A 19,435-nucleotide genomic window follows, 5' to 3' on the forward strand; every position below is an offset into this window, starting at 1 on the left:
GGGGTTTCGCCCGCCGCGCAATGGCGTAGATTGGCCCGCATGAGCGACATCCTCGAACTGCCAGAACCCGACCGCGTGGAGGGCGCGCCCCATCCGCGCGAAACGCCCCTGCTAACCGGGCAGGACGCCGCCGAGCGCGGGTTCCTCGACGCCTATACGGGCGGGCGGCTGCATCACGCATGGCTCATCACCGGGCCGCGCGGGGTGGGCAAGGCCACGCTCGCATGGCGCATCGCGCGGTTCCTCCTGGCCACCCCGCCTGCCGATGACGCGGGCCTCTTCGGCGCACCGCCCACGCCCACATCGCTCGACATCGACCCCGAACACCCGGTCATGCGCCGCTCCATGCAACTGGCCGAGCCGGGACTGTTCCTCCTGCGCCGGGGTCCGAACGACAAGGGCGACAAGCGCTCCGCCGACATCCGCGTGAACGAAGTGCGCCGCCTGCGCGAATTCTTCGGTCTCTCCGCCTCCGCCGAAGGCGGGCGGCGCGTGGTGATCGTGGACGCCGCCGACGAGATGAACACGCAGGCCGCCAACGCGCTTCTGAAAATGCTGGAAGAACCGCCCAAGGGCGCCACACTCCTTCTCGTGAGCCACCAGCCCAGCCGGCTTTTGCCCACCATCCGGTCACGATGCCGCGAGTTGCGGCTCTCCCCGCTCTCCCCCCCCGACCTCGCGCAGGCGCTCGAAGCCGCCGGCACCCCCCCCGGCCCGGACACCGAGGCACTAGGGGAGCTTGCGGGCGGCTCGGTGGGCGAGGCGCTCCGGCTCATCAATATCGGGGGCCTCGCGATCTATGCCGACCTCATCGCCATCTTCTCCCACGCGCCGCGCTACGACCGCCCGCGCGCCATCGCACTCGCCCAGAGCGCGCCGGGGGCGGCCAATGCCACGCGTTACGCGCTGATCCTCGACCTGATCGACCTGTTCCTCACCCGCCTTGCGCGCGCCGGTGCCGGACGCCCGCCGCTGGTCGAGGCCGCACCGGGCGAGACCGCCCTCTTCGCCCGCCTCGCGCCCCACCCCGGCGCCGCGCGCCGCTGGGCGGAACTGGCCCAGACGATCTCGGCCCGCGCGGGTCACGGACGGGCGGTGAACCTTGACCCTGCCGCCCTCATCCTCGATATCGTCTTCAAGATCAACGAGACCGCCGCAGCACAGGCAGCATGACCGAGCAGCCCCAGATCACAGACAGCCATTGCCACCTCGACTTCCCGGACTTCGAAGGGCAACTCGATGATGTCGTCGCCCGCGCCGCCGAGGCGGGCGTGACGCGCATGGTCACCATCGCGACCAAGCTTAGGAACGTGCCGCAGGTTCGGGCCATTGCCGAGGCGCATGAGCGCATCTTCTTCGCGGCAGCCACCCATCCGATGAGCGCCGCCGAGGAACCGCTCGCCAGCGTGGAGGAGCTTGTGGCGCTGGCCGAGCATCCCAAATTCGTGGGCATCGGCGAGTCCGGGCTGGACTACCACTACACGGCCGACTCCAAGGACATCCAGCAGGAGAGCCTGCGCATCCATATCGAAGCCGCGCGCCAGACCAGGCTGCCCCTCATCATCCACGCCCGCGACGCAGATGACGACGTGGCCCGCATCCTGACCGAGGAACACGCGGCGGGCCCCTACACCTGCGTCATGCACTGCTTTTCCTCCGGGCCGGAACTGGCGCGCGCCGCGCTCGACCTCGACTTCTACCTCTCCATGTCCGGCATCGCGGCCTTCCCGCGCTCCACCGACCTGCGCGACATCTTCGGCGCGGCTCCCCTCGAGCGTATCCTCGTGGAAACCGACAGCCCGTATCTCGCCCCCCCGCCCCATCGCGGCAAGCGCAACGAACCGGCCTTCACCGCGCATACCGCCCGCGTGGGGGCCGAGGTCTTCGGCCTCGACTACCCGGATTTCGCCCGCGCCACGCAGGAGAACTTCGAACGCCTGTTCTGGAAGGCGGCCTGATGGCCCGGCTGACCTTCACCATCCTGGGCTGCGGCTCCTCCGGGGGCGTGCCACGTCTGGGCGGCCACTGGGGCGCCTGCGACCCGACGAACCCGCGCAACACGCGCCGCCGCTGTTCCATGCTGGTCGAGCGGACCGAGGGCGAGGGCACGACCCGCGTGCTCATCGACACCTCGCCCGACCTGCGCGCGCAATTGCTCGACGCGAATGTCGGCACGCTCGACGCGGTGCTCTACACCCACGCCCATGCCGACCACGTCCACGGGATCGACGACCTGCGCATGATCGTCTTCAACATGCGCAAACGCCTCCCCGTCTATGCCGACGGCGCCACGCAGGACGCGCTGTTTTCCCGCTTCGGATATGCTTTCGTGCAGCCGGCGGGGTCGAGCTATCCGCCCATCCTCGACATGCACACGATCGACCGGGACGACCCCTTTACCATCGACGGCGCAGGTGGCCCGATCACCTTCACACCCTTCGAAGTGGAGCATGGCAACATCGACGCGCTGGGGTTCCGCGTCGCCGACCTCGCCTATCTCCCGGACGTGTCCGAAATGAAGGACGAGGCGTGGAACGTGCTCACCGGGCTCGACTGCTGGGTGCTGGACGCGCTGCGCTACGCACCGCACCCGACCCACGTCCATGTGGAAAAGGCGCTCGACTGGCTTGAGCAATCCGGCACGCGGCGCGGGGTGCTCACCAACATGCATATCGACATCGACCACGCCACGATCTCGGCCGAAACGCCCGACCATATCTCGGCGGCCTACGATGGCATGACCATCACCTACGACATCTGATGCAGGCCCTGATCGAGGTCATCCTGCCGGTCTTCCTCGTGCTCGGCTTCGGATACCTCGCAAGCTGGAAACTGGGCTTCGGCGAAACCGCCGTGCAGGGCCTGATGAAATTCGCGCAGAATTTCGCGGTCCCGGTCCTTCTGTTCCGCGCCCTGTCCACCCTCGATCTCGGGGCGAACTTCGACCCGGCGCTGCTGGCCTCTTTCTACACCGGGGCCTTCACCGGCTTCGCCGCCGGCCTCCTCGGCGCGCGCTACCTGTTCGGGCGGCCCTGGGCGGACAGCGTGGCCATCGGCTTCGCCACCCTGTTCTCGAACTCGGTCCTGCTCGGCCTGCCGATCATGGAGCGCGCTTATGGCAGCGACGCGCTTGGCCCGAACTACGCGATCATCGCGATCCACGCGCCGGTCTGCTACGTCATCGGCGTCACGGCGATGGAGATCGTGCGCTCCGGCGGCTCGGGCGTCATGGCCCCGGTCATGGGCGTCGCCCGGTCCATGTCGCGCAATCCGCTCGTTATCGGGATCGCGCTCGGCATCCTCGCCAACGTGACCAACCTGACACTGCCCGGCCCGGCCCGCGATGCGGTCGACCTCGTCGCCCGCGCCGCCCTGCCCGCCGCACTCTTTGGCCTCGGCGGCGTGCTCGTGGCCTACAGACCGCAGGGCGACATGCGGGTGGTGGCGTGGATCGTGGGCGTCTCGCTCGTCCTGCACCCCGCCGTGACCTGGGTCATGGGCACGCTCACGGGGCTCACCGACGCGCAGTTCCGTTCCGCCGTGCTGACCGCCGCGATGGCGCCCGGCGTCAACGCGTTCCTCTTCGCGAACATGTACGGGGTGAGCAAACGGGTGAACGCGACCGGCGTGCTCGTGGCCACCGCGACCTCGATCCTCACGATCTGGCTCTGGCTTCACGCGCTGCCCTAACGGCGCGCCACGCTCACCACGCCAAGAAACGCCGCCGCCGCCACCACCACGATGGACGGCCCCGTGGGCGTATCCGCCCCGTAAGACAGCGCGAGCCCGCCCAACGCGGCGCCGATCCCGATGACCACGGCCCAGCCTGCCATCGCCTCCGGCGTGCGCGAGAGACCCCGCGCCGCCGCCGCCGGGATGATGAGCATGGCCGCGATGAGCAGCGCCCCCACGACCTTGAGCGCCACCGCCACGACCACCGCCAGTGCCAGCGTCAGCACCAGCCGCTCCCGCCGCGGGTCGATGCCCGAGGCCACCGCCAGCTCCTCCGACATGGTCGCGGTAAGCAGGGCGGACCAGCGCCAGACAAGCAGCGCGGCAACCAGCACGGCCCCGCCCCAGATCACGCCAAGGTCCGCGCGTGTCACCGACAGGATGTCACCGAACAGGAACGCCGACAGGTCCACCCGAACGCCGGGCACAAAGCTGATCGCGACCAGCCCAAGCGCCAGCGCGGAATGGCTGAGCACCCCCAGCGTCGCGTCCATCGCATGCCCGCGCGTGGCCAGCGCGCTCACCGCCAGCGCCATGGCGAGTGCCACGACCAGCGTGCCTGCCGTCACCGGGACCGAGAACAATAGCGCCAGCGCCACGCCGAGGATCGCCGCATGCGCCGTCGCATCGCCGAAATAGGCCATCCGTCGCCACACCACGAAAGAGCCCAAGGGCCCCGCCGCCACGGCCAGACCGACGCCGGCCAGCGCGGCGCGCACGAGGAAATCGTCAAGCATGGTCGTGATGATGCTCATGGCTATGGTCATGTTCGTGCTGGTAAAGCGCCAGCGCGCCGCCCGTCCCGTGGCCGAACAGCGCCCGGTATTCCGGCGCTTCGCTCACCACATGCGGCGTGCCTTCGCAGCAGATATGATGGTTGAGACAGATCACCCGGTCGCTCGCACTCATCACGACGTGAAGGTCATGGCTCACCATGAACACCGCGCAGCCCAGCTCGTCACGCAGCCGCTCGAGGTGAAGGTAGAACGCCGCCTCCCCGGGCTGGTCGAGGCCCTGCGTCGGCTCGTCGAGGATCAGAAGCTCGGGTGACGTCAGGAGCGCGCGCGCCAGCAGAACGCGCTGCATCTGCCCGCCCGAAAGCTGCGACACCTGCCGCTCTCCCAGCCCCATGATCCCGGTTTCCCCCTCGGCCCGCCGGATCGCCTCCGGGTGGCGCCGCTTGGGCAGGTTGAGAAACCGCGTCACGGTCATCGGCAGGCTCGGATCGAGCGCCAGTTGTTGCGGGACATAGCCCAGCCGCAGGTCTGGTTTGCGCTGCACGCGCCCCGCATCGGGCCGGATCTGTCCGGTCAGCAGTTTGACCAGCGACGACTTGCCGGACCCGTTCGGGCCCACCAGCGTCACGATCTCGCCGGGCTCGATGGCCAGCGATACCCCGTCGAGCACTTTGCGCTCGCCATATGACAGCGACAGGTTGTCGGCACGCAAAAGGCTCATGCCCCGCCCCCACAGCCCGGGCACAGGCCCACCGCCTCGACATTCGCGCGCGTCACGGTGAACCCGATCGCGCCGGCCGCACCGTCGAGCGCGTGGCGCACCTCCACCCCCGGCGCTTCGGCCACCGCGTCGCATTGCGTGCAGATCAGGAACACCGGCGCATGGGCGTCGCCCGGACGGGTACAGGCCGTGAAGGCGTTGAGCCGCCGGATGCGGTGCGCCAGCCCGTGTTCCACGAGGAAATCGAGCGCGCGGTAGGCCACCGGCGGCTGCTTGCCGAACCCGTCCTCGGCCAGTTTCGCAAGTACGTCATAGGCGCCGAGCGCGCGGTGTTCTTCCAGCAGGATCTCGAGCGCGCGGCGGCGCACCGGCGTCAGCCGGACCCCGTGGCGCGCGCAGATCGCCTCGGCCTGTTCAAGCGCGGTGGCCGCGCAGGCCCCGTGGTCGTGATCGTGAAAGGCGGCGGAAGGGTCGTGATTCATGGGTTGCGCCCGTGAGTGTTATGATATTACGTTCGTGTAACACTATAACATTGCTGGAGACCCGACAAGTGAAGCACCTACTTTTTGCAAGCGTCCTCCTCGCCCCGCTGCCCGCGCTCGCGGACCCGCCGCAGATCGTGACCGACATCGCGCCGGTCCATTCGCTCGTCGCTCAGGTCATGGCCGGGGTCGGCACGCCCGACCTTCTCGTGAGCGGCGCGACGGACCCGCATTCCGTCGCGCTCAAGCCCAGTCAGGCGCGGCTGCTCGAACAGGCCGATCTCGTGATCTGGATGGGCGCGGACCTCGAGCCCTGGCTCGAACGCGCCCTCGACGGGCTCGCGCGGGCCGAAACCATCGCGCTTCTGGACCTGCCGGCCACCACCTTGCGCGAATTTTCCGACGCGGATGTCCATCTGCATGAGGAAGAAAACGCGACCCTGCTCGGTGAGGAAGACGCCGCCGACGGCGAAGAACACGACCACGATCACGCAGGCACCGACCCCCATGCCTGGCTCTCGCCCGACAACGCCCGCGCCTGGCTCGGCTCGCTGGCGGAGGAACTCGCCGCCCGCGATCCGGACAACGCAGGGCTTTATCAGGAGAACGCACAGGCGGCGATCGTCGAGATCTCGCGGCTCGACGCCGAAATCTCGGCCCGGCTCGACCCTTTCAACGGGGCCGAGATCGTGACGATGCACGATGCCTTCGGCTATTTCGCCGGGTCTTACGGGCTGGACGTGATCGGGACGGTCAAACCCGGCGACGCCTCGGCACCCTCCGCCGCCGCCCTGTCAGACCTGCGTGACCTTGTCGCGGATCATGGCGTTGAGTGCGCCTTCTCCGAACCCGGCGCGGACCCGGATCTCCTCGCGGCCATCGAACAGGGCACGGGCCTGCGCACCGGCGTCCTCGACGCGACCGGCACGACCCTGGAGCCGGGGCCGGAACTCTACGCCGCCCTCATGACCGGTCTCGCCACGACGCTGGAAACCTGCCTCTCCGGCGGCAGCGACTGACCGATCAGGGTAAGCGCGGGCAGATGGGCCCGCGTCGCCCGCCCCAGCCGACCGGCAACCGCGCCTCAGAATTCGTCCCACCCGTCGTCGTCATCGACGACCGGCGCGGCAACCGCTTGTGTGGCGAGCGGCGCCGCGGCGGCGGGTGGCTTGGGTGCAACGCGGCGGGAGGCAAAGTCCACCGGGGGTTCGGCGGCGCCAGCCGCCGGGTCGCCCGTGCGGAATCGTCCCATTGTGCGCGCCAGCGTCTCGGCCTCGCGGGTGAGTGCGTGGCTCGCCGCCGTCGTTTCCTCGAACATCGCCGCGTTCTGTTGCGTCACCTGGTCGAGCTGGTTCACCGCCGTGTTGATCTCGGCAAGGCCCGAGCTTTGCTCTCGCGCACTGACAGCGATCTCCGAGACGTTCCGGCTGATCTCGGTCACGCTCTCGACGATCCCCTTCAGTGCCTCACCGGCCTGCCCGACGAGGCTCACACCGCGTTTCACCTGCCCGCCCGAGGCGGAGATGAGCTCGTTGATCTCGCGTGCGGCATCGGACGAGCGCTGCGCCGGCGCGCGCACCTCCGAGGCCACGACCGCGAAACCACGCCCGGCCTCGCCCGCGCGGGCCGCCTCTACCCCTGCGTTGAGCGCGAGCAGGTTGGTCTGGAAGGCGATGTCGTCGATCACGCCGGTGATCTTGGAAATCTGGGTCGAGCTGGTTTCGATCTCGCCCATCGCCCCGACCGCTTCGCGCACGACCTCACCCGAAGCCGCTGCATTTTCTCGCGCTTTCTCGACGATCTCGTTGGCATGGGCCGCGCCATCCGCCGCCGAGCGCACCGAGGAGGTCAGCTGGTCGAGCGCGGAGGCGGTTTCCTCCAGCGTCGCGGCCTGTTTCTCGGTCCGGGCCGAGAGGTCGTCTGCGGCGGAGGAGATTTCCGAGGCCTCGCCGGTGATGAGGTCGGCGTTCTCGATCACGCCGCGCATTGCCTCCAGCAGCTTGTCCGCCGCACGGTTGAAGTCGTTGCGCAACTGTTCGTAGTCCGCAGGGAACGCATCGTCGATCCGGGTCATCAAGTCGCCCTCGGCCAGGCTCTCGAGACCTCCACGAAGCGCGTCCACGACACGCGCCTGACCTTCCTGCATCGCGCGCCTGTCGTCCTCCGCCGCGCGCATCGCACGGGTGGCTTCGGTGATGTCGTTTCCGACGAGCACGACGCGCATGAGCCGGCCGTTGCCGTCCGTCACCGGGGCAAAGGAGCCGTCGATGATGGCCGTGTCGCCATCCCCGCGCGGCCATTCGAACCGGTCGAAAACAGCCTCGCCCCCTTTCGCGCGCTCGAACGCCGCCGCAAGGTCGTCGGACACCTGTGAAATCGCGTTGATCGACCCGGCCGGTCCCGCCGGTGCGCCGACGACCCGCGTGAACATGTCGTTCGTGCGCATGAGCGTGCCGTCGGCCGCGAATTCTGCCTTGACCTGGTTGGCGTCCATTGCGCGCAGTATGGCGCGGTTCATGTAGCCTTCGGTCACGTCCGTCCATTCGGTCACATAGCCGATGTGCTTGCCATGTTCGTCGTGGACCGCCGAAATGTCGAGCGTGATGCGCACGTCGCCAAAGGCGATATCGGCAGAATAGGGCAGGTTCGCGGGATCTTTCAGCACCGCCTCGACACGCTCGCGTATGCCCGGCGGGTGATAATCATGGACCGATCGGCCCACGATCTCGTCCGCATCGAACCGGCCCACGACCTGGGAAAACACGTCTTCGTAGCGCCGCAGCATGTCCGCAAGCGCCTTGTTCACATGCATGATCTCATGGAACATGTTGGTCATCATGATCGCCGAGCGGCTGTTGGCGAAGGCCGCGCTGCGGAAATTGCCGTGAAACGCCCGCTTGCGCGACTCGATAAGGCCCACGCGGAACTGTTCCAGCGTCCCGGCGATCTGGCCCACCTCGTCACGGCGCGTGACGTCGGGCACTTCGATATCCAGCTCGCCCCGCGAAATGTCGGTCATCGCCCCGGTCACACGCCGCAGTGGCCGCGCCAGGCTCGCGGAGAACAGGAATGCGACGACGGAAACGCACAGGATCACAAGTCCCTGCTGGATCACCATCTGCACCATGAGGTCGCGTGCGGGCGCGAGTATCTCTTCCATGTCCTGCTCTGCCACCACGCCCCATCCGGGCGTCGCCGCGCCGAGAGGGCCATAGGCGATGAGCGCCGGGCGTCCGTCCTGCCCTGTGCCGACTTCGACCCCTGTGTCCCCGGCCAGCACGGCTTCGATCTGCGGCCCGCCCCGCACCGGGTCGGTCGCCGCGTGACCGCCTTCGAAGCGCGAGCCGGTGCGGAACGTGGCATCTTCGCCGATGACGAACACTTCCCCGGTCTCGCCCAACCCGCTCGGGTCGTTGGCGACCCAGTCGAGCGTGGCGGTGTCCGGCTGGATCGCAAGGTAACCCAGCACCGCGCCATCGGGACCGGCTACGCCCTGCATGATGAAGGTCGCAACGGCGCCTCGATGCTCACCGAAAAGGCCGCCGACCGCCCGATCCGGCGCGTCTCCGTTCGCCAATGCGGCCGCAAAGGTCCGGCCCAGCACCTCATCCGCAAACGGCCCCGTGGCGAGGTTCTCGGTGAAAGCCGGCCCCTTGTTCATCGAATAGATCACCTGCCCTTCAGGCGTGATCACATAGACGTCGAGGTAACCGTAATGGCCCGCGAAAGCCCGCACCTGCGGGTGGAAGACCTTATGTGCCCCGCCGTAAGCCCACAGGCCTGCCGCCGCCGGTTCGACCAGTTCCGCGCGCGCCTCGGCCGGATGGGGATTGGCCGTGACAAAAGCCTCGGTCAGGCGCTCCGGCGCCTCTTCCCCCAGCATCGCGACGCCGTTCAGGAGCGCACCGACCTGCGCAATCGTCGTCGGCCTGTCGACAAGGGCGTCGAGGTTCATCGCCGCAGCCTGCGTCACCTGCGCCATGAGCTGCGCGCGCGTGTCGACCACCGAGGCCAGCTGTTCCTGCGCACTGTCCAGCAGCGCCTTTCGCTGTTTCGTCGCGGACAGCACGCCCGAAACGCTGGCCGACAGCACCACCAGCAGGACCATGATGATCGGCATCTTTTTCGAGATGCTCAGATTGTTGAGAAACCGCATGATACGCTCCGTCCGGCCGCACGCCGCGCGTGCCACTTCGGTGCGTTCCTCGCATCCGGCGGTGAAGATTCGCCTAACGGCCTAGAACCGCCCCTTCGCATGGGGGCTGGCCCATGTGAGCCAGACGGCGGCGGTCCAGGTGAACTCGCCCCCGCCCGCCGACGCGCCGTCGATGGGGCAGAAATATTCGTAGAACCCGTGCTCGGCGATGAGCCTCTGGGTGTCCTTGCGCAGCCGTTCGGCCAGCACGGTGTGCCCGGTTTCGGCCAACCCGATCCCGATCAGCGAGTTGATGATGCCCCAGACCGGCCCGCGCCAGTAGCGCAACTGGTCGAAATGCGGGTTCTCGGGGTCGAGCGAGGGAATGCCGAACTTCACCTGATCGAGGATGCGGTGCAGGTGCTTGAGCTGCCGGTCGTCGCGAATCCCGGCATACCAGTTGAGGAAACTGGCCGAACTCAGCGTGTTGGTGAAGGCGCCGGTGCGCATGTTGACGCTGTCGTAATGCCCGCGCGCCTCGTTCCAGTGGCCCTTCACCCCCTGTTTGAGTTCATAGATCCAGCCCTCGATCTCGTCCGTGCCCATGTCGAACTCGGCCGCGATATGGAGGAGGTCGCGACAGGCGCGCAGGAACATGAAGGTCATGCCGCAATCGGCCACCCGGAACGGGCTCGTCTCGGCGATGACCTTTTCGTTCCAATCCGCCGCTTTCGACAGCTGCACGAGAGCGACGTAGCGGTCGTAATCAAGCTGGCTCGGGCGCATCGACGGGTCGATGTGATCGGTGTCGGAGCGGTGATATTCGCCCACCTGCGCGGTATCGACACCGACCAGCGCCGCGTCCCAGTCCACGGCATTGTCGCGCCCGCTCTCCCACGGATGGGTGATGCAGACCATGCCGTTCTCGACCCGGTTCTTCATCCACCAGCGATGCCAGCTTACGAGCCGGCCGTAGAGAAGCTCCATGTGGATATGGCCATAGCGCTTGTCCGCCTCATAGACCGCCCGCGCCATCGTGGCCGCGATCGGCGGCTGGCTGATGCCCGAGGTATGCGGCACGCGGTCCACGTCCCACACGTCCGGGCCGGGGAAATAGCCGAAACTCTGCTTGTGAAAGACGATGTGCGGCACCATCCCCGTGTCCCACTGGCCCTGGAACAGCGTCTCAAGCTCGGCCCAGCCGCGCTTCGCGTCGAAGACCGAAAAGCCCCAGGCCGCGAAGGCGCTGTCCCAGTTCCACTGGTAGGGATACAGCCCCTTGGTCGGCACGGTATAGAGACCCCGGTCGTTGGTCTCGAGCACCTTTCGGGCCTTCTTGTCGATCTTGTCGTAATTCATCCCGGCACTCACGCCTCGCTTGGGGCCACGCTGGCAGGGGGGCGCCCGGCCTGCAAGGCGAATGCCTCGGTTTTAGGCAAGCCGCACGCCGGTTGCAAATCTCGTTGCATGCCAGCACGTTCGCCGCGCGCCTGTGCCTGAATACTGGGCAACCTGTGCATCGCGGTTGATCCCGGGACGCGAACAGGGCGTAATCGGAAAAACAGACCGGGACATCCATGCCAGCCGCCATCGCCCGCCCCTTCGCGCTTTCCGTGCTCATCGCCGTGCTGGCAGCCCTTGCGATCAGGCTCCTGCACCCGGTCATCGCCGGGATCACGTTTCCGCCCGACCAGGGGTACAACTGGTATCTGTGGAAACGCCCCGACCCGGATGTCTGGAGCCGCGCGACCGCCTGGGGCGGATACCTCGCGCATCAGGCGTTCATCTGGGGCCTCATCTGGTGGTCCCAACGCAACCGCGACAGCCTGCGCAACCGGGCCACCATGCACCCGCTCAACTGGGTCGCCCTCGGCGGAACCGCCCTCTTCGTCGCGCTCCACGCGCTCCAGACCGCGGTGTTCTACGACGGTCTCGCGCAGGACGTCCCGGTGATGTATTCGCAAGGTTCGGTCGTGCTGGTCCTCGTGCTCGTCCTGTTGATGGAGGCCCCCCGGCGCGGGCTGTTCTTCGGCCACGGCAAAGGCTGGTTCGCGGCCACGCGCCCGCTGCTGATCCGCACCCACGGCTATTACTTCGCCTGGGCCGTGACGTTCACCTACTGGTATCACCCGATGGAGGTGACATGGGGCCACATCTGGGGCTTCCTATACACGTTCCTGCTGTTCATCCAGGCGAGCTTCATCTTCACCCGCGTCCATACGAACCGCTGGTGGACCTTCGTGCTGGAGGCCACCGTCCTCATCCATGGCGTGATCGTCGCAGTGGTGGGCGGGCAGGATTTCTGGCCGATGTTCGCCTTCGGCTTCGCGGCCCTCATCGTCATCACCCAGATGCACGGGCTGGGCCTGTCGCGGGCGGTGCGCTGGGGGATCGCCGTGGTGATCGTCGCGGGAACGCTCGTCGTCTATTCCGACCGCGGCTGGGCCCGGCTCGAGGAAGTCGCGCGCATCCCGCTTATCGACTACCTGCTGGTGGCGTTTCTGGGCGGCCTCATCCTCCTGGGGCGTCGGCTCGCCCGCGCCTAGGCGTCGTTGCGTGGCATCCGAAAGGTGAATTGGGTCCAGTCGGCGTCCGATTGCACCTCGATCTCGCCGTCATGGCGCAGCGCGATTTCATGCGCGATGAACAGGCCCAGACCCAGCCCCTCCTGCGACTCGCGCACCTCGGAGCGTTTGAACGGCTCGAACAGCTTGGGCAGCGCCTCGGGCGCGATCGGCTCGCCGGTATTGCCGACCGACAGGACGAAATCGCCCCCCTCGTCGCGCGCCGCCACCCGGATCGGGCGGGAGCGGAGCCCGTGGGTCACCGAATTGGTGAGCAGGTTGGAAAAGAGCTGCGACACCCGGTCGGGATCGCAGCGTACCGGGTCCACGAAGTCGAACTCAGCCTCGATGACCACCTCTTCATGGGCCAGCCTGACCTCGTCCAGCACCTGCTCCAGCGCCGGACGCAGGGGCCGCTCCTCGGTGATGTCCACGTCGATGCCGCCGCCAAGGCGCGCGCGGGCGAAATCCATGACGTGATTGACCAGCCGTGACATGCCGTCGAGAGACCCCGTCGCCATGTCCAGAAGTTCGCGCGCCTTGTCCGTCTGCGGCTCCCGCTTCGCCATACGCACGGCGGCCCCGGTGGCGGCGATCGGGTTGCGCAGGTCGTGACCAAGCACGGCGATGAACTGTTCGCGCAGCGCCGCCTCCTGCTCATGGGACAGAAGCGCGTCTTCCTTCTCCTTCTCGGCGGTGATGTCGCGGGCCGAGCAGAAGAACACGTCACCCTCCGGCACGCAGTTCCACGACAGCCAGCGATAATGCCCGTCCCGGTGGCGATAGCGGTTGCGGAACTTCAGGATCGGCATGCCCCGCTTGATGTCGTGAAACGCCTTCTCGGTGCGCGCCACATCCTCCAGATGGACGAATTCCATGAACGGCCGCGTCTCGACCTCGCTCGCGCGGTATCCCAGCGTCTTGTACCAGGCCGGATTCGTCTGGGTGAAATAGCCGCTCTCGTCCAGCACGCCCATCAGGTCGGGCGTGATGCGCCAGGTCGCACTGTCCTTGTCGCGGCGAAACACCACTCGAAACTCCGTCACATAGATCCCGCATCCCGGCGCGGTCCCACGGTCCGCTTACAGCGTATCGTCCAATTTCGAATCAGCCATGCACCTTTCGCACGCCTCCGTTCGGACCAATCAAGTCTCACTTAATACGCGCGGGCTCTGCAAGTAAGGAATCGCTTGTTTCCCGATCACGCGGCTTTCCGGCTCCTTTCCAAACGGTATTTCCCCGCGTATCCTCCTCTGAACCACGAAAACGAGCAGCGAGCGGCCCATGACGGCCCTGAAGGAATACGACAGGTTGGAGGCGCCCGGGCTTTGGCGTCCGGACCCGGCGGCGCAGCGCGTCGACGTTGTCGTGTCTATCGGGGATGCCACGCTCACCGTCACCGACATGGCCGACCGCGCCCTGTCCCACTGGTCGCTGGCCGCGCTGCACCGGATCAACCCGGGCAAGCGCCCGGCCCTCTACGCCCCCTCCGACGCGCCCTCCGAGGATGAGCAACTCGAACTGGCCGACGACGACATGATCGCGGCCATCGAACGCATCCGCAAAGCCATCGCCCGGCGCAGGCCGCGCAGCGGGCGGGTGCGCTTCGTGCTGACCGCCGCGGTGACCGTCGGTCTCGTCACCGCCGCCGTCGCGTGGCTTCCGGGTGCTCTTACGCGCCAGACCGTAACGCTCCTGCCGGATGTGACGCGCACGGACGTGGGCGAACGCCTCCTGTCGCGCATCCTGCGCGTGACCGGCCCGGCGTGCGACAGCGCGGCGGGCCAGGCCGCGCTCACCCGCCTTGCCCGCCGCGTGATGGGGCCCGAAGCGCCGCGCGTGGTCATGGTGACCGGCGGTGTCGAGCGTGCGACCCACCTTCCCGGCCGTATCATCGTCCTGAACGACGCGCTGATCGAAAGCGCCGAAGAACCGGACGCCGCCGCCGGTGCCCTGCTCGCCGAGGCGCTGCGCATCCGGCGGAGCGACCCGATGCAGGACCTGCTGGAACATGCCGGGCTGGTCGCGACCGTGCGGATGCTGACCACGGGGGCGCTGTCCGACCCGGTCCTCGACGCCTACGCGCAGGACATCCTCACCACGGCTCCCGCGCCCCTGCCCGACGACGCGCTCATCGCGGCCTTCGCGGAAGCGGGCGTGCGCTCGACCCCCTACGCCTATGCGCTGGACCCGACCGGCGAGTCGACACTGGGCCTGATCGAAGCCGATCCGGTCGCCGTCGACGCCGCCGAGCCGCTCATCCCCGACAACGCGTGGATCAGCCTTCAAAGCATGTGCAGCGAATGAAAAACCCCCGCCGGTCGGCAGGGGTTTTCTGTGTGTCGAAGCGGCGTCGCGGTCAGCGTTTGACGGTCACCAGACGGCGCGGAACGGTGTTGGTCCAGACCTGCTGCATGTCCACTTCACCCTGAATGGTGCGCGGTCCACGCGCCGGGTTCAGCCGACCGTCTTCCCATGCCGGGCGATACCCTTCGGGCGTGGCCTGCACCGGCGCAGTGACGGCTGCGGGCGGGTTGGAATAGACCGACCCGCGCACCGTGGCCGGAGCCCGGTGATAGTTGCGGCCATCATGGGCAAAGGGCGACGGCAGCGGACGCGCCTGAAGCTCACGACCGTAGTTGTAGGGGATGCCAGACTGCGCCATCGCCCGCGCCTTGTCGGCGATATAGGCCTGATAGCTCTCGCCAGCACGCGGCACGCGGTAGGTCGAGGTGATGTTGGCGTCCTGCATCGTCATGCGCGGCGCTGTGGTCAGCGCGCGCCGGTCCGGCGTGGCCGCATAGACCGGATAGGTCGGGTGGTTCACCGTGACACGCGGCGACGGCGGGTTCGGGATCACCGGAACCGCAAAGCCGGAGTTGGCATAGGTGCGCGCCGGGCGGTACTGGCCGTAGGTGGAGACCTGAGCGGCCTGCGCCATGACCACCGGGGCGGGGGTCGCCACCAGCTCGGTCATGTAGCCGTCGGTGTGCTGGACGCGGTAGACGCGCGGCTGGGTCGCCGAGGTGCCGCAGTTCACGTTGACGGTCGCGCCGCCGATCCGCACCCGGGCGCTGCCCGAGGTGGCAGGACAGGTCACTTCCATCCGGCGATTTCCACCCGGTGCTTCGGCCACGTCGCTGCGACCCGCCGACAGGTTCGACGGCTCCGGCGCCGGGCTCGGCGTCGGAAGGTTGCCGAACAGCCCACCGGCGGTCTGGAACGCCGCCTGTCGCGGCTGGGTCTGAACCTGACGCTCGGTCTGGGCCGAAAGGTTGGACGGGGCCGGTGCGCCGCTGGGCGTGCGCATCGTGGTCAGCGCACCCGGCGCACGGGCGCTGGCAGTCGTCGTCGCCTGAGCTTCGGCGGACGGTGCTGCGGCCACTGCTTCCGGTGCAGGGGGTGCGATCGGTCGGGGCGGCGCCGAGGCGCGCGGCGTGCCGGCGGCGAAGGTCGGGTTCAGCCCGCAGACCACTTCCTTGCGGTTGGGCGACAGGCGCGGCACCCAGTTGGTGGCGCTCCCCACATTGGCCCGCGCATAGGCGCAGCCCCGGCTGTCGACATAGACATCGCCGCCATAGGCGGCCGGCGGCGTCTCACGCGGCTTGGCGCCCTGTTCCAATGTGACGGCAGCGGCCGTCGTGGTGGTCATCGTGGCAGCGATGGCCAAGGCGCTCAGATAACTGACAATTTTCATTCAGTGTCCCCCAACACTATAGATTGGGTTCACCATGACCCAAGCTCCACAGCGAGTCTAGGGGTCCCACGACAAAACCGACACAAGACCTTGGAAACAGGTTATTTCGTGCCGAACATCCGGTCCCCGGCATCGCCGAGACCGGGCACGATATATCCCATTTCGTTGAGCTTCTCATCCAGCGCCGCCGTCACGATCGGCACGTCCGGATGGGCCTCCTTCATCCGGGCCACGCCTTCGGGGGCCGCTAGCAGACACAGGAAACGGATGTCGGTCGCGCCCGACTCTTTCAACAGGTCGATGGCCGCGGCCGAGCTGTTGCCAGTGGCCAGCATCGGGTCCACCGCGATCACCACCCGCTCGCTCATCAGGTCCGGGACCTTGAAATAATACTGCACCGGCTTGAGCGTCTCCTCGTCGCGGTACAGCCCGACGAACCCCACCCGGGCCGAGGGGATCAGCTCCAGCATCCCGTCCAGAAGCCCGTTGCCCGCCCGCAGGATCGAGATCAGGGCGAGCTTGCGTCCGTCGAGGATCGGCGCGGGCATCTCGATCAGCGGCGTCTCGATGGTCTTCGTCGTCATCGGCAGGTCGCGCGTTACCTCATAGGCGAGCAGCAGGCTGATTTCCTTGAGCAACTGCCGGAACACCGCCGTCGATGTGCTCTTGTCGCGCATGATCGACAGCTTGTGCTGGACCAGCGGGTGCTTAACGACGGTCAGATGTTCAGACATGAAAGGTCTCCAGTTTTTCACTCAGCGCGGCCCGCGTGTCCTCATCGCAGAACGCGGCCTCGGCGGCGGTCTTGCCCAGCGCGCGGAAATCGTCAACGCCCCAATCGAAGGCGCGGGCCAGTTCCTCGTACTCCCGCGTCATCGTGGTGTGGAAAAACGGCGGGTCGTCGGTCGACACGGTCACACGCACACCCGCCGCGCGCAACTTGGCGATGGGATGGGCGCGGGTCGACGGATAGACGCCGAGCGCCACGTTCGACTGCGGACAGACCTCCAGCACGATGCCGGAGGCCGCGAGGTATTCGACCAGTTTCGCATCCTCGATCGCGCGCACCCCGTGGCCGATCCGCGTGACCTTGAGGTGGTCGATGGCATCGCGCACCGACTGCGGCCCGCCCCATTCGCCGGCATGGGCGGTCAGCCCCAGCCCCGCCTCGCGCGCCGCGTCGAAGGCATAGGTAAAGTCCGACAGGTGCCCCGCATTCTCGTCCCCGCCGATGCCGAAGCCGGTCACGAAATCGCCCGCCGTGTCCTGCGCGCAGGCCGCCGCCGCCTTTGCAGGGTCCGGCCCGAAGTGACGCACGGGCGTCACGATCACCCGCATGTCGATCCCGGGCACGGCCGCCGCCGCCTCCCGGATCGCGTGGATGTATTCCTTCCACGCCGCCACGTCGCCACCGCCGCAGAAGGCGGGCGAGACGAAGGTTTCGAGATAGACGACCCCGTGCGCGGCTGCTTCCTCAAGGTTGGATCGCGTCAGCCGCGCATAATCCTCCGGCGTCTGGAACGGACGCACCGCCTGCTCGTAGACATCGAGAAACTGCAAGAAATCTGCGTATTTATAGGCGCCCGACCCGTCAAAAATGTTCGAAAGGTTCAAACCCTTCTCCTGCGCCATCCGCCGCACCAGCTCCGGCTGGGCCGCCCCTTCGATGTGGTGATGCAGCTCCACCTTGGGCAGTTTCGCGATGGCGTCGGTCAGCTCCTCGGTCTCAGTCACAGAAATGACCTCCCGGCCCCGCGCGGCGTGAGGCCGAGGTGCTCGGCCACACTCGCAGCCACGTCGGCAAAGGCGATCAGTCCCAGTTTGCGCATCCCGATCCCCTGGCACAGCACCGGCACCCGCTCCCGCGTGTGATCGGTCCCGACCCATGTGGGATCGTTGCCATGATCGGCGGTGAAGATCACCAGATCCCCCTCGCGCATGGTCGCGAAGAACCGACCGAGCTGCGCGTCGAACCATTCGAGGTGCCGGGCATATCCCGCCACGTTGCGCCGGTGGCCATACTTGGAATCGAACTCCACGAAATTGGCGAAGGTCAGGCTCCCCTCCTCCGCCGTCCCGCCCAGCGCGATCAGAGCCTCCATCAGGTCCTCATCCGCGCCCTTGGCATTGTCGGTCACGCCCCGGTGGGCGAAAATATCCCCGATCTTGCCGACCGCATGCATCGGTCGCCCCGCCTCGACCACCCAGTCCAGAAGCGTCGGCTCCGGCGCGGCCAGCGCGAAGTCGCGCCGATTCACCGTGCGCTCGAACCCGCTGTCCGCATCGCCCAGAAAGGGCCGCGCAATCACCCGTCCGACCCGGCGTTCGTGCAGCATCGGCGCGATGGCCTCACAGACGTCATAGAGTCTCTGAAGCCCGAAAACCTCCTCATGCGCCGCGATCTGAAGCACGCTATCCGCGCTCGTGTAGCAGATGGGCAGGCCGGTCCGCAGATGCTCCGCCCCGAGTTCCTCGAGGATGACTGTCCCGCTCGCATGTTTGTCGCCGAGGATCGCATCGACCCCCGCCGCATCGCAGATCGCCTGGGTGATCTCGGGCGGAAACGCCGGCTCCTCGTCCGGGAAGTACGTCCAGTCGAACGGCACCGGCACGCCCGCAAGCTCCCAGTGCCCCGACGGCGTGTCCTTGCCCCGCGACACCTCCGTCGCCGCGCCCCAGGCCCCGGCCGGGTCGGCACCAAGCCCCGGCGCGACCATGTCGGACGCCAGCTTTACCGCCATGCCCAGCCCGAGCCGGTCAAGGTTGGGCAGTTGCAAGGCACCCGCGCGCCCCTCGTCCGCCAGTCCCGCCGCACAGGCCTCGGCGATATGGCCCACGGTGTTCGACCCCGTGTCCGGCGTGCCGTCGTTGAAGAAGGCATCCGCGTCCGGTGCACCGCCGATCCCGACGCTGTCCATCACGATGAGAAACGCGCGGGTCATCCGCCCTCCATCTGCGCCTTGGCGAAGGCCCAGGGGATGAGCTCCTCGATCGGCACGACCAGTTCCTCGCCGGTCATGGTGCCCATCGTCACGCGCACGCCCTTGGGCGCGAATTCCGCGATCTTCTGGCGGCATCCGCCGCAGGGCGTCACCGGCTCCGGCGCATCGCCCGCCACCGCGATCTCGGCGATCTCGGTGTCGCCCGCCGCGATCATCGCCGCGATGGCCCCGGCTTCCGCACAGGTACCTTCGGGATAGGCCGCGTTCTCGACATTCACGCCGAGATGCACCCGGCCCGAGGTCGACCGGAGCGCCGCCCCCACCTTGAACCCGGAATAGGGCGCGTGGGCATTGACCCGCACCTCTTTCGCCAGGTCCATCAGGGATTTCTCCGCCGCCGTATTTTCTGACACGGGCGCCTCCTT

18 protein-coding genes are annotated in these 19,435 nt (G+C 67.7%); 7 read left to right on the plus strand and 11 right to left on the minus strand.

Features of this window, described 5'->3' with window-relative positions:
• Positions 1-39: 39 nt before the first annotated feature.
• Genes B2585_RS18970 through B2585_RS18985 form a run of 4 tightly spaced genes read left to right on the plus strand, consistent with a single transcriptional unit; the run spans position 40 to position 3,690 of the window.
• On the plus strand, positions 40-1,173 hold the full coding sequence (locus tag B2585_RS18970) for a DNA polymerase III subunit delta' (RefSeq protein ID WP_292025502.1): 1,134 nt from the start codon (positions 40-42) through the stop codon (positions 1,171-1,173).
• Complete coding sequence (locus tag B2585_RS18975; protein ID WP_292025503.1) at positions 1,170-1,958, plus strand: TatD family hydrolase; 789 nt, start codon at positions 1,170-1,172, stop codon at positions 1,956-1,958. Before B2585_RS18970 ends, B2585_RS18975 begins: the two co-directional genes overlap by 4 nt.
• A complete protein-coding gene (locus B2585_RS18980; RefSeq protein WP_292025504.1) occupies positions 1,958-2,761 on the plus strand; it encodes an MBL fold metallo-hydrolase in 804 nt (267 codons plus the stop codon). Before B2585_RS18975 ends, B2585_RS18980 begins: the two co-directional genes overlap by 1 nt.
• Entirely contained in the window at positions 2,761-3,690 is a 930-nt protein-coding gene (locus B2585_RS18985) for an AEC family transporter (protein ID WP_292025505.1), read from the plus strand. Before B2585_RS18980 ends, B2585_RS18985 begins: the two co-directional genes overlap by 1 nt.
• Here the strand turns inward: B2585_RS18985 and B2585_RS18990 are convergent.
• From B2585_RS18990 to B2585_RS19000, 3 genes are read right to left on the minus strand one after another with little or no spacing between them, the layout of a single operon-like run.
• Positions 3,687-4,469, minus strand: coding sequence for a metal ABC transporter permease (locus B2585_RS18990; RefSeq protein WP_292025667.1), 783 nt, complete (start codon positions 4,467-4,469; stop codon positions 3,687-3,689). The two genes, B2585_RS18985 and B2585_RS18990, sit on opposite strands and share 4 nt — an antisense overlap.
• Positions 4,462-5,190, minus strand: coding sequence for a metal ABC transporter ATP-binding protein (locus tag B2585_RS18995; RefSeq protein WP_292025506.1), 729 nt, complete (start codon positions 5,188-5,190; stop codon positions 4,462-4,464). Before B2585_RS18995 ends, B2585_RS18990 begins: the two co-directional genes overlap by 8 nt.
• The gene (locus B2585_RS19000; RefSeq protein ID WP_292025507.1) at positions 5,187-5,672 is read right to left on the minus strand and encodes a Fur family transcriptional regulator; all 486 of its coding nucleotides are present in this window, start codon (positions 5,670-5,672) and stop codon (positions 5,187-5,189) included. Before B2585_RS19000 ends, B2585_RS18995 begins: the two co-directional genes overlap by 4 nt.
• A gap of 68 nt (positions 5,673-5,740) precedes the next feature.
• Between B2585_RS19000 and B2585_RS19005 the strand changes: the two genes are divergently transcribed.
• Positions 5,741-6,691, plus strand: a complete 951-nt coding sequence (locus B2585_RS19005) for a zinc ABC transporter substrate-binding protein (protein ID WP_292025508.1) — start codon at positions 5,741-5,743, stop codon at positions 6,689-6,691.
• A 65-nt stretch (positions 6,692-6,756) separates the two neighbouring features.
• On the opposite strand, the gene B2585_RS19010 is transcribed toward B2585_RS19005, so the two are convergent.
• Positions 6,757-9,828 carry a methyl-accepting chemotaxis protein gene (locus tag B2585_RS19010; protein ID WP_292025509.1) on the minus strand — a complete coding sequence of 1,024 codons (3,072 nt, stop codon included), beginning with the start codon at positions 9,826-9,828 and terminating at the stop codon, positions 6,757-6,759.
• An 81-nt stretch (positions 9,829-9,909) separates the two neighbouring features.
• Positions 9,910-11,166: an MGH1-like glycoside hydrolase domain-containing protein gene (locus B2585_RS19015; protein WP_292025510.1), complete on the minus strand. Its 1,257-nt coding sequence runs from the start codon at positions 11,164-11,166 to the stop codon at positions 9,910-9,912.
• 218 nt (positions 11,167-11,384) lie between these two features.
• Between B2585_RS19015 and B2585_RS19020 the strand changes: the two genes are divergently transcribed.
• A complete protein-coding gene (locus B2585_RS19020) occupies positions 11,385-12,353 on the plus strand; it encodes a hypothetical protein (protein WP_292025511.1) in 969 nt (322 codons plus the stop codon).
• Here the strand turns inward: B2585_RS19020 and B2585_RS19025 are convergent.
• Positions 12,350-13,402 (minus strand): PAS domain-containing sensor histidine kinase, encoded by a 1,053-nt coding sequence (locus B2585_RS19025; RefSeq protein ID WP_292025512.1) that lies wholly within the window; start codon positions 13,400-13,402, stop codon positions 12,350-12,352. The two genes, B2585_RS19020 and B2585_RS19025, sit on opposite strands and share 4 nt — an antisense overlap.
• Positions 13,403-13,655: 253 nt before the next feature.
• Here B2585_RS19025 and B2585_RS19030 point away from each other — a divergent pair, with 253 nt between their 5' ends.
• Complete coding sequence (locus B2585_RS19030) at positions 13,656-14,678, plus strand: hypothetical protein (protein ID WP_292025513.1); 1,023 nt, start codon at positions 13,656-13,658, stop codon at positions 14,676-14,678.
• A 52-nt stretch (positions 14,679-14,730) separates the two neighbouring features.
• Here B2585_RS19030 and B2585_RS19035 read toward each other — a convergent pair whose 3' ends face one another.
• The 5 genes from B2585_RS19035 to B2585_RS19055 form a co-directional block, all read right to left on the minus strand.
• Positions 14,731-16,068 (minus strand): hypothetical protein, encoded by a 1,338-nt coding sequence (locus B2585_RS19035; protein WP_292025514.1) that lies wholly within the window; start codon positions 16,066-16,068, stop codon positions 14,731-14,733.
• Between the two features lie 101 nt (positions 16,069-16,169).
• Complete coding sequence (upp, locus tag B2585_RS19040; protein ID WP_292025515.1) at positions 16,170-16,802, minus strand: uracil phosphoribosyltransferase; 633 nt, start codon at positions 16,800-16,802, stop codon at positions 16,170-16,172.
• Positions 16,795-17,802, minus strand: coding sequence for an adenosine deaminase (locus B2585_RS19045; protein ID WP_292025516.1), 1,008 nt, complete (start codon positions 17,800-17,802; stop codon positions 16,795-16,797). The genes upp and B2585_RS19045 overlap by 8 nt, the downstream gene beginning before the upstream one ends.
• Positions 17,799-19,010 (minus strand): phosphopentomutase, encoded by a 1,212-nt coding sequence (locus B2585_RS19050; protein ID WP_292025517.1) that lies wholly within the window; start codon positions 19,008-19,010, stop codon positions 17,799-17,801. Before B2585_RS19050 ends, B2585_RS19045 begins: the two co-directional genes overlap by 4 nt.
• Complete coding sequence (locus B2585_RS19055) at positions 19,007-19,390, minus strand: cytidine deaminase (RefSeq protein WP_414674075.1); 384 nt, start codon at positions 19,388-19,390, stop codon at positions 19,007-19,009. The genes B2585_RS19050 and B2585_RS19055 overlap by 4 nt, the downstream gene beginning before the upstream one ends.
• Positions 19,391-19,435 lie beyond the last annotated feature (45 nt).

Origin of the sequence: Maritimibacter sp. UBA3975 (assembly GCF_002384975.1) — a bacterium.
In the GTDB taxonomy this organism is placed as follows: domain Bacteria; phylum Pseudomonadota; class Alphaproteobacteria; order Rhodobacterales; family Rhodobacteraceae; genus Maritimibacter.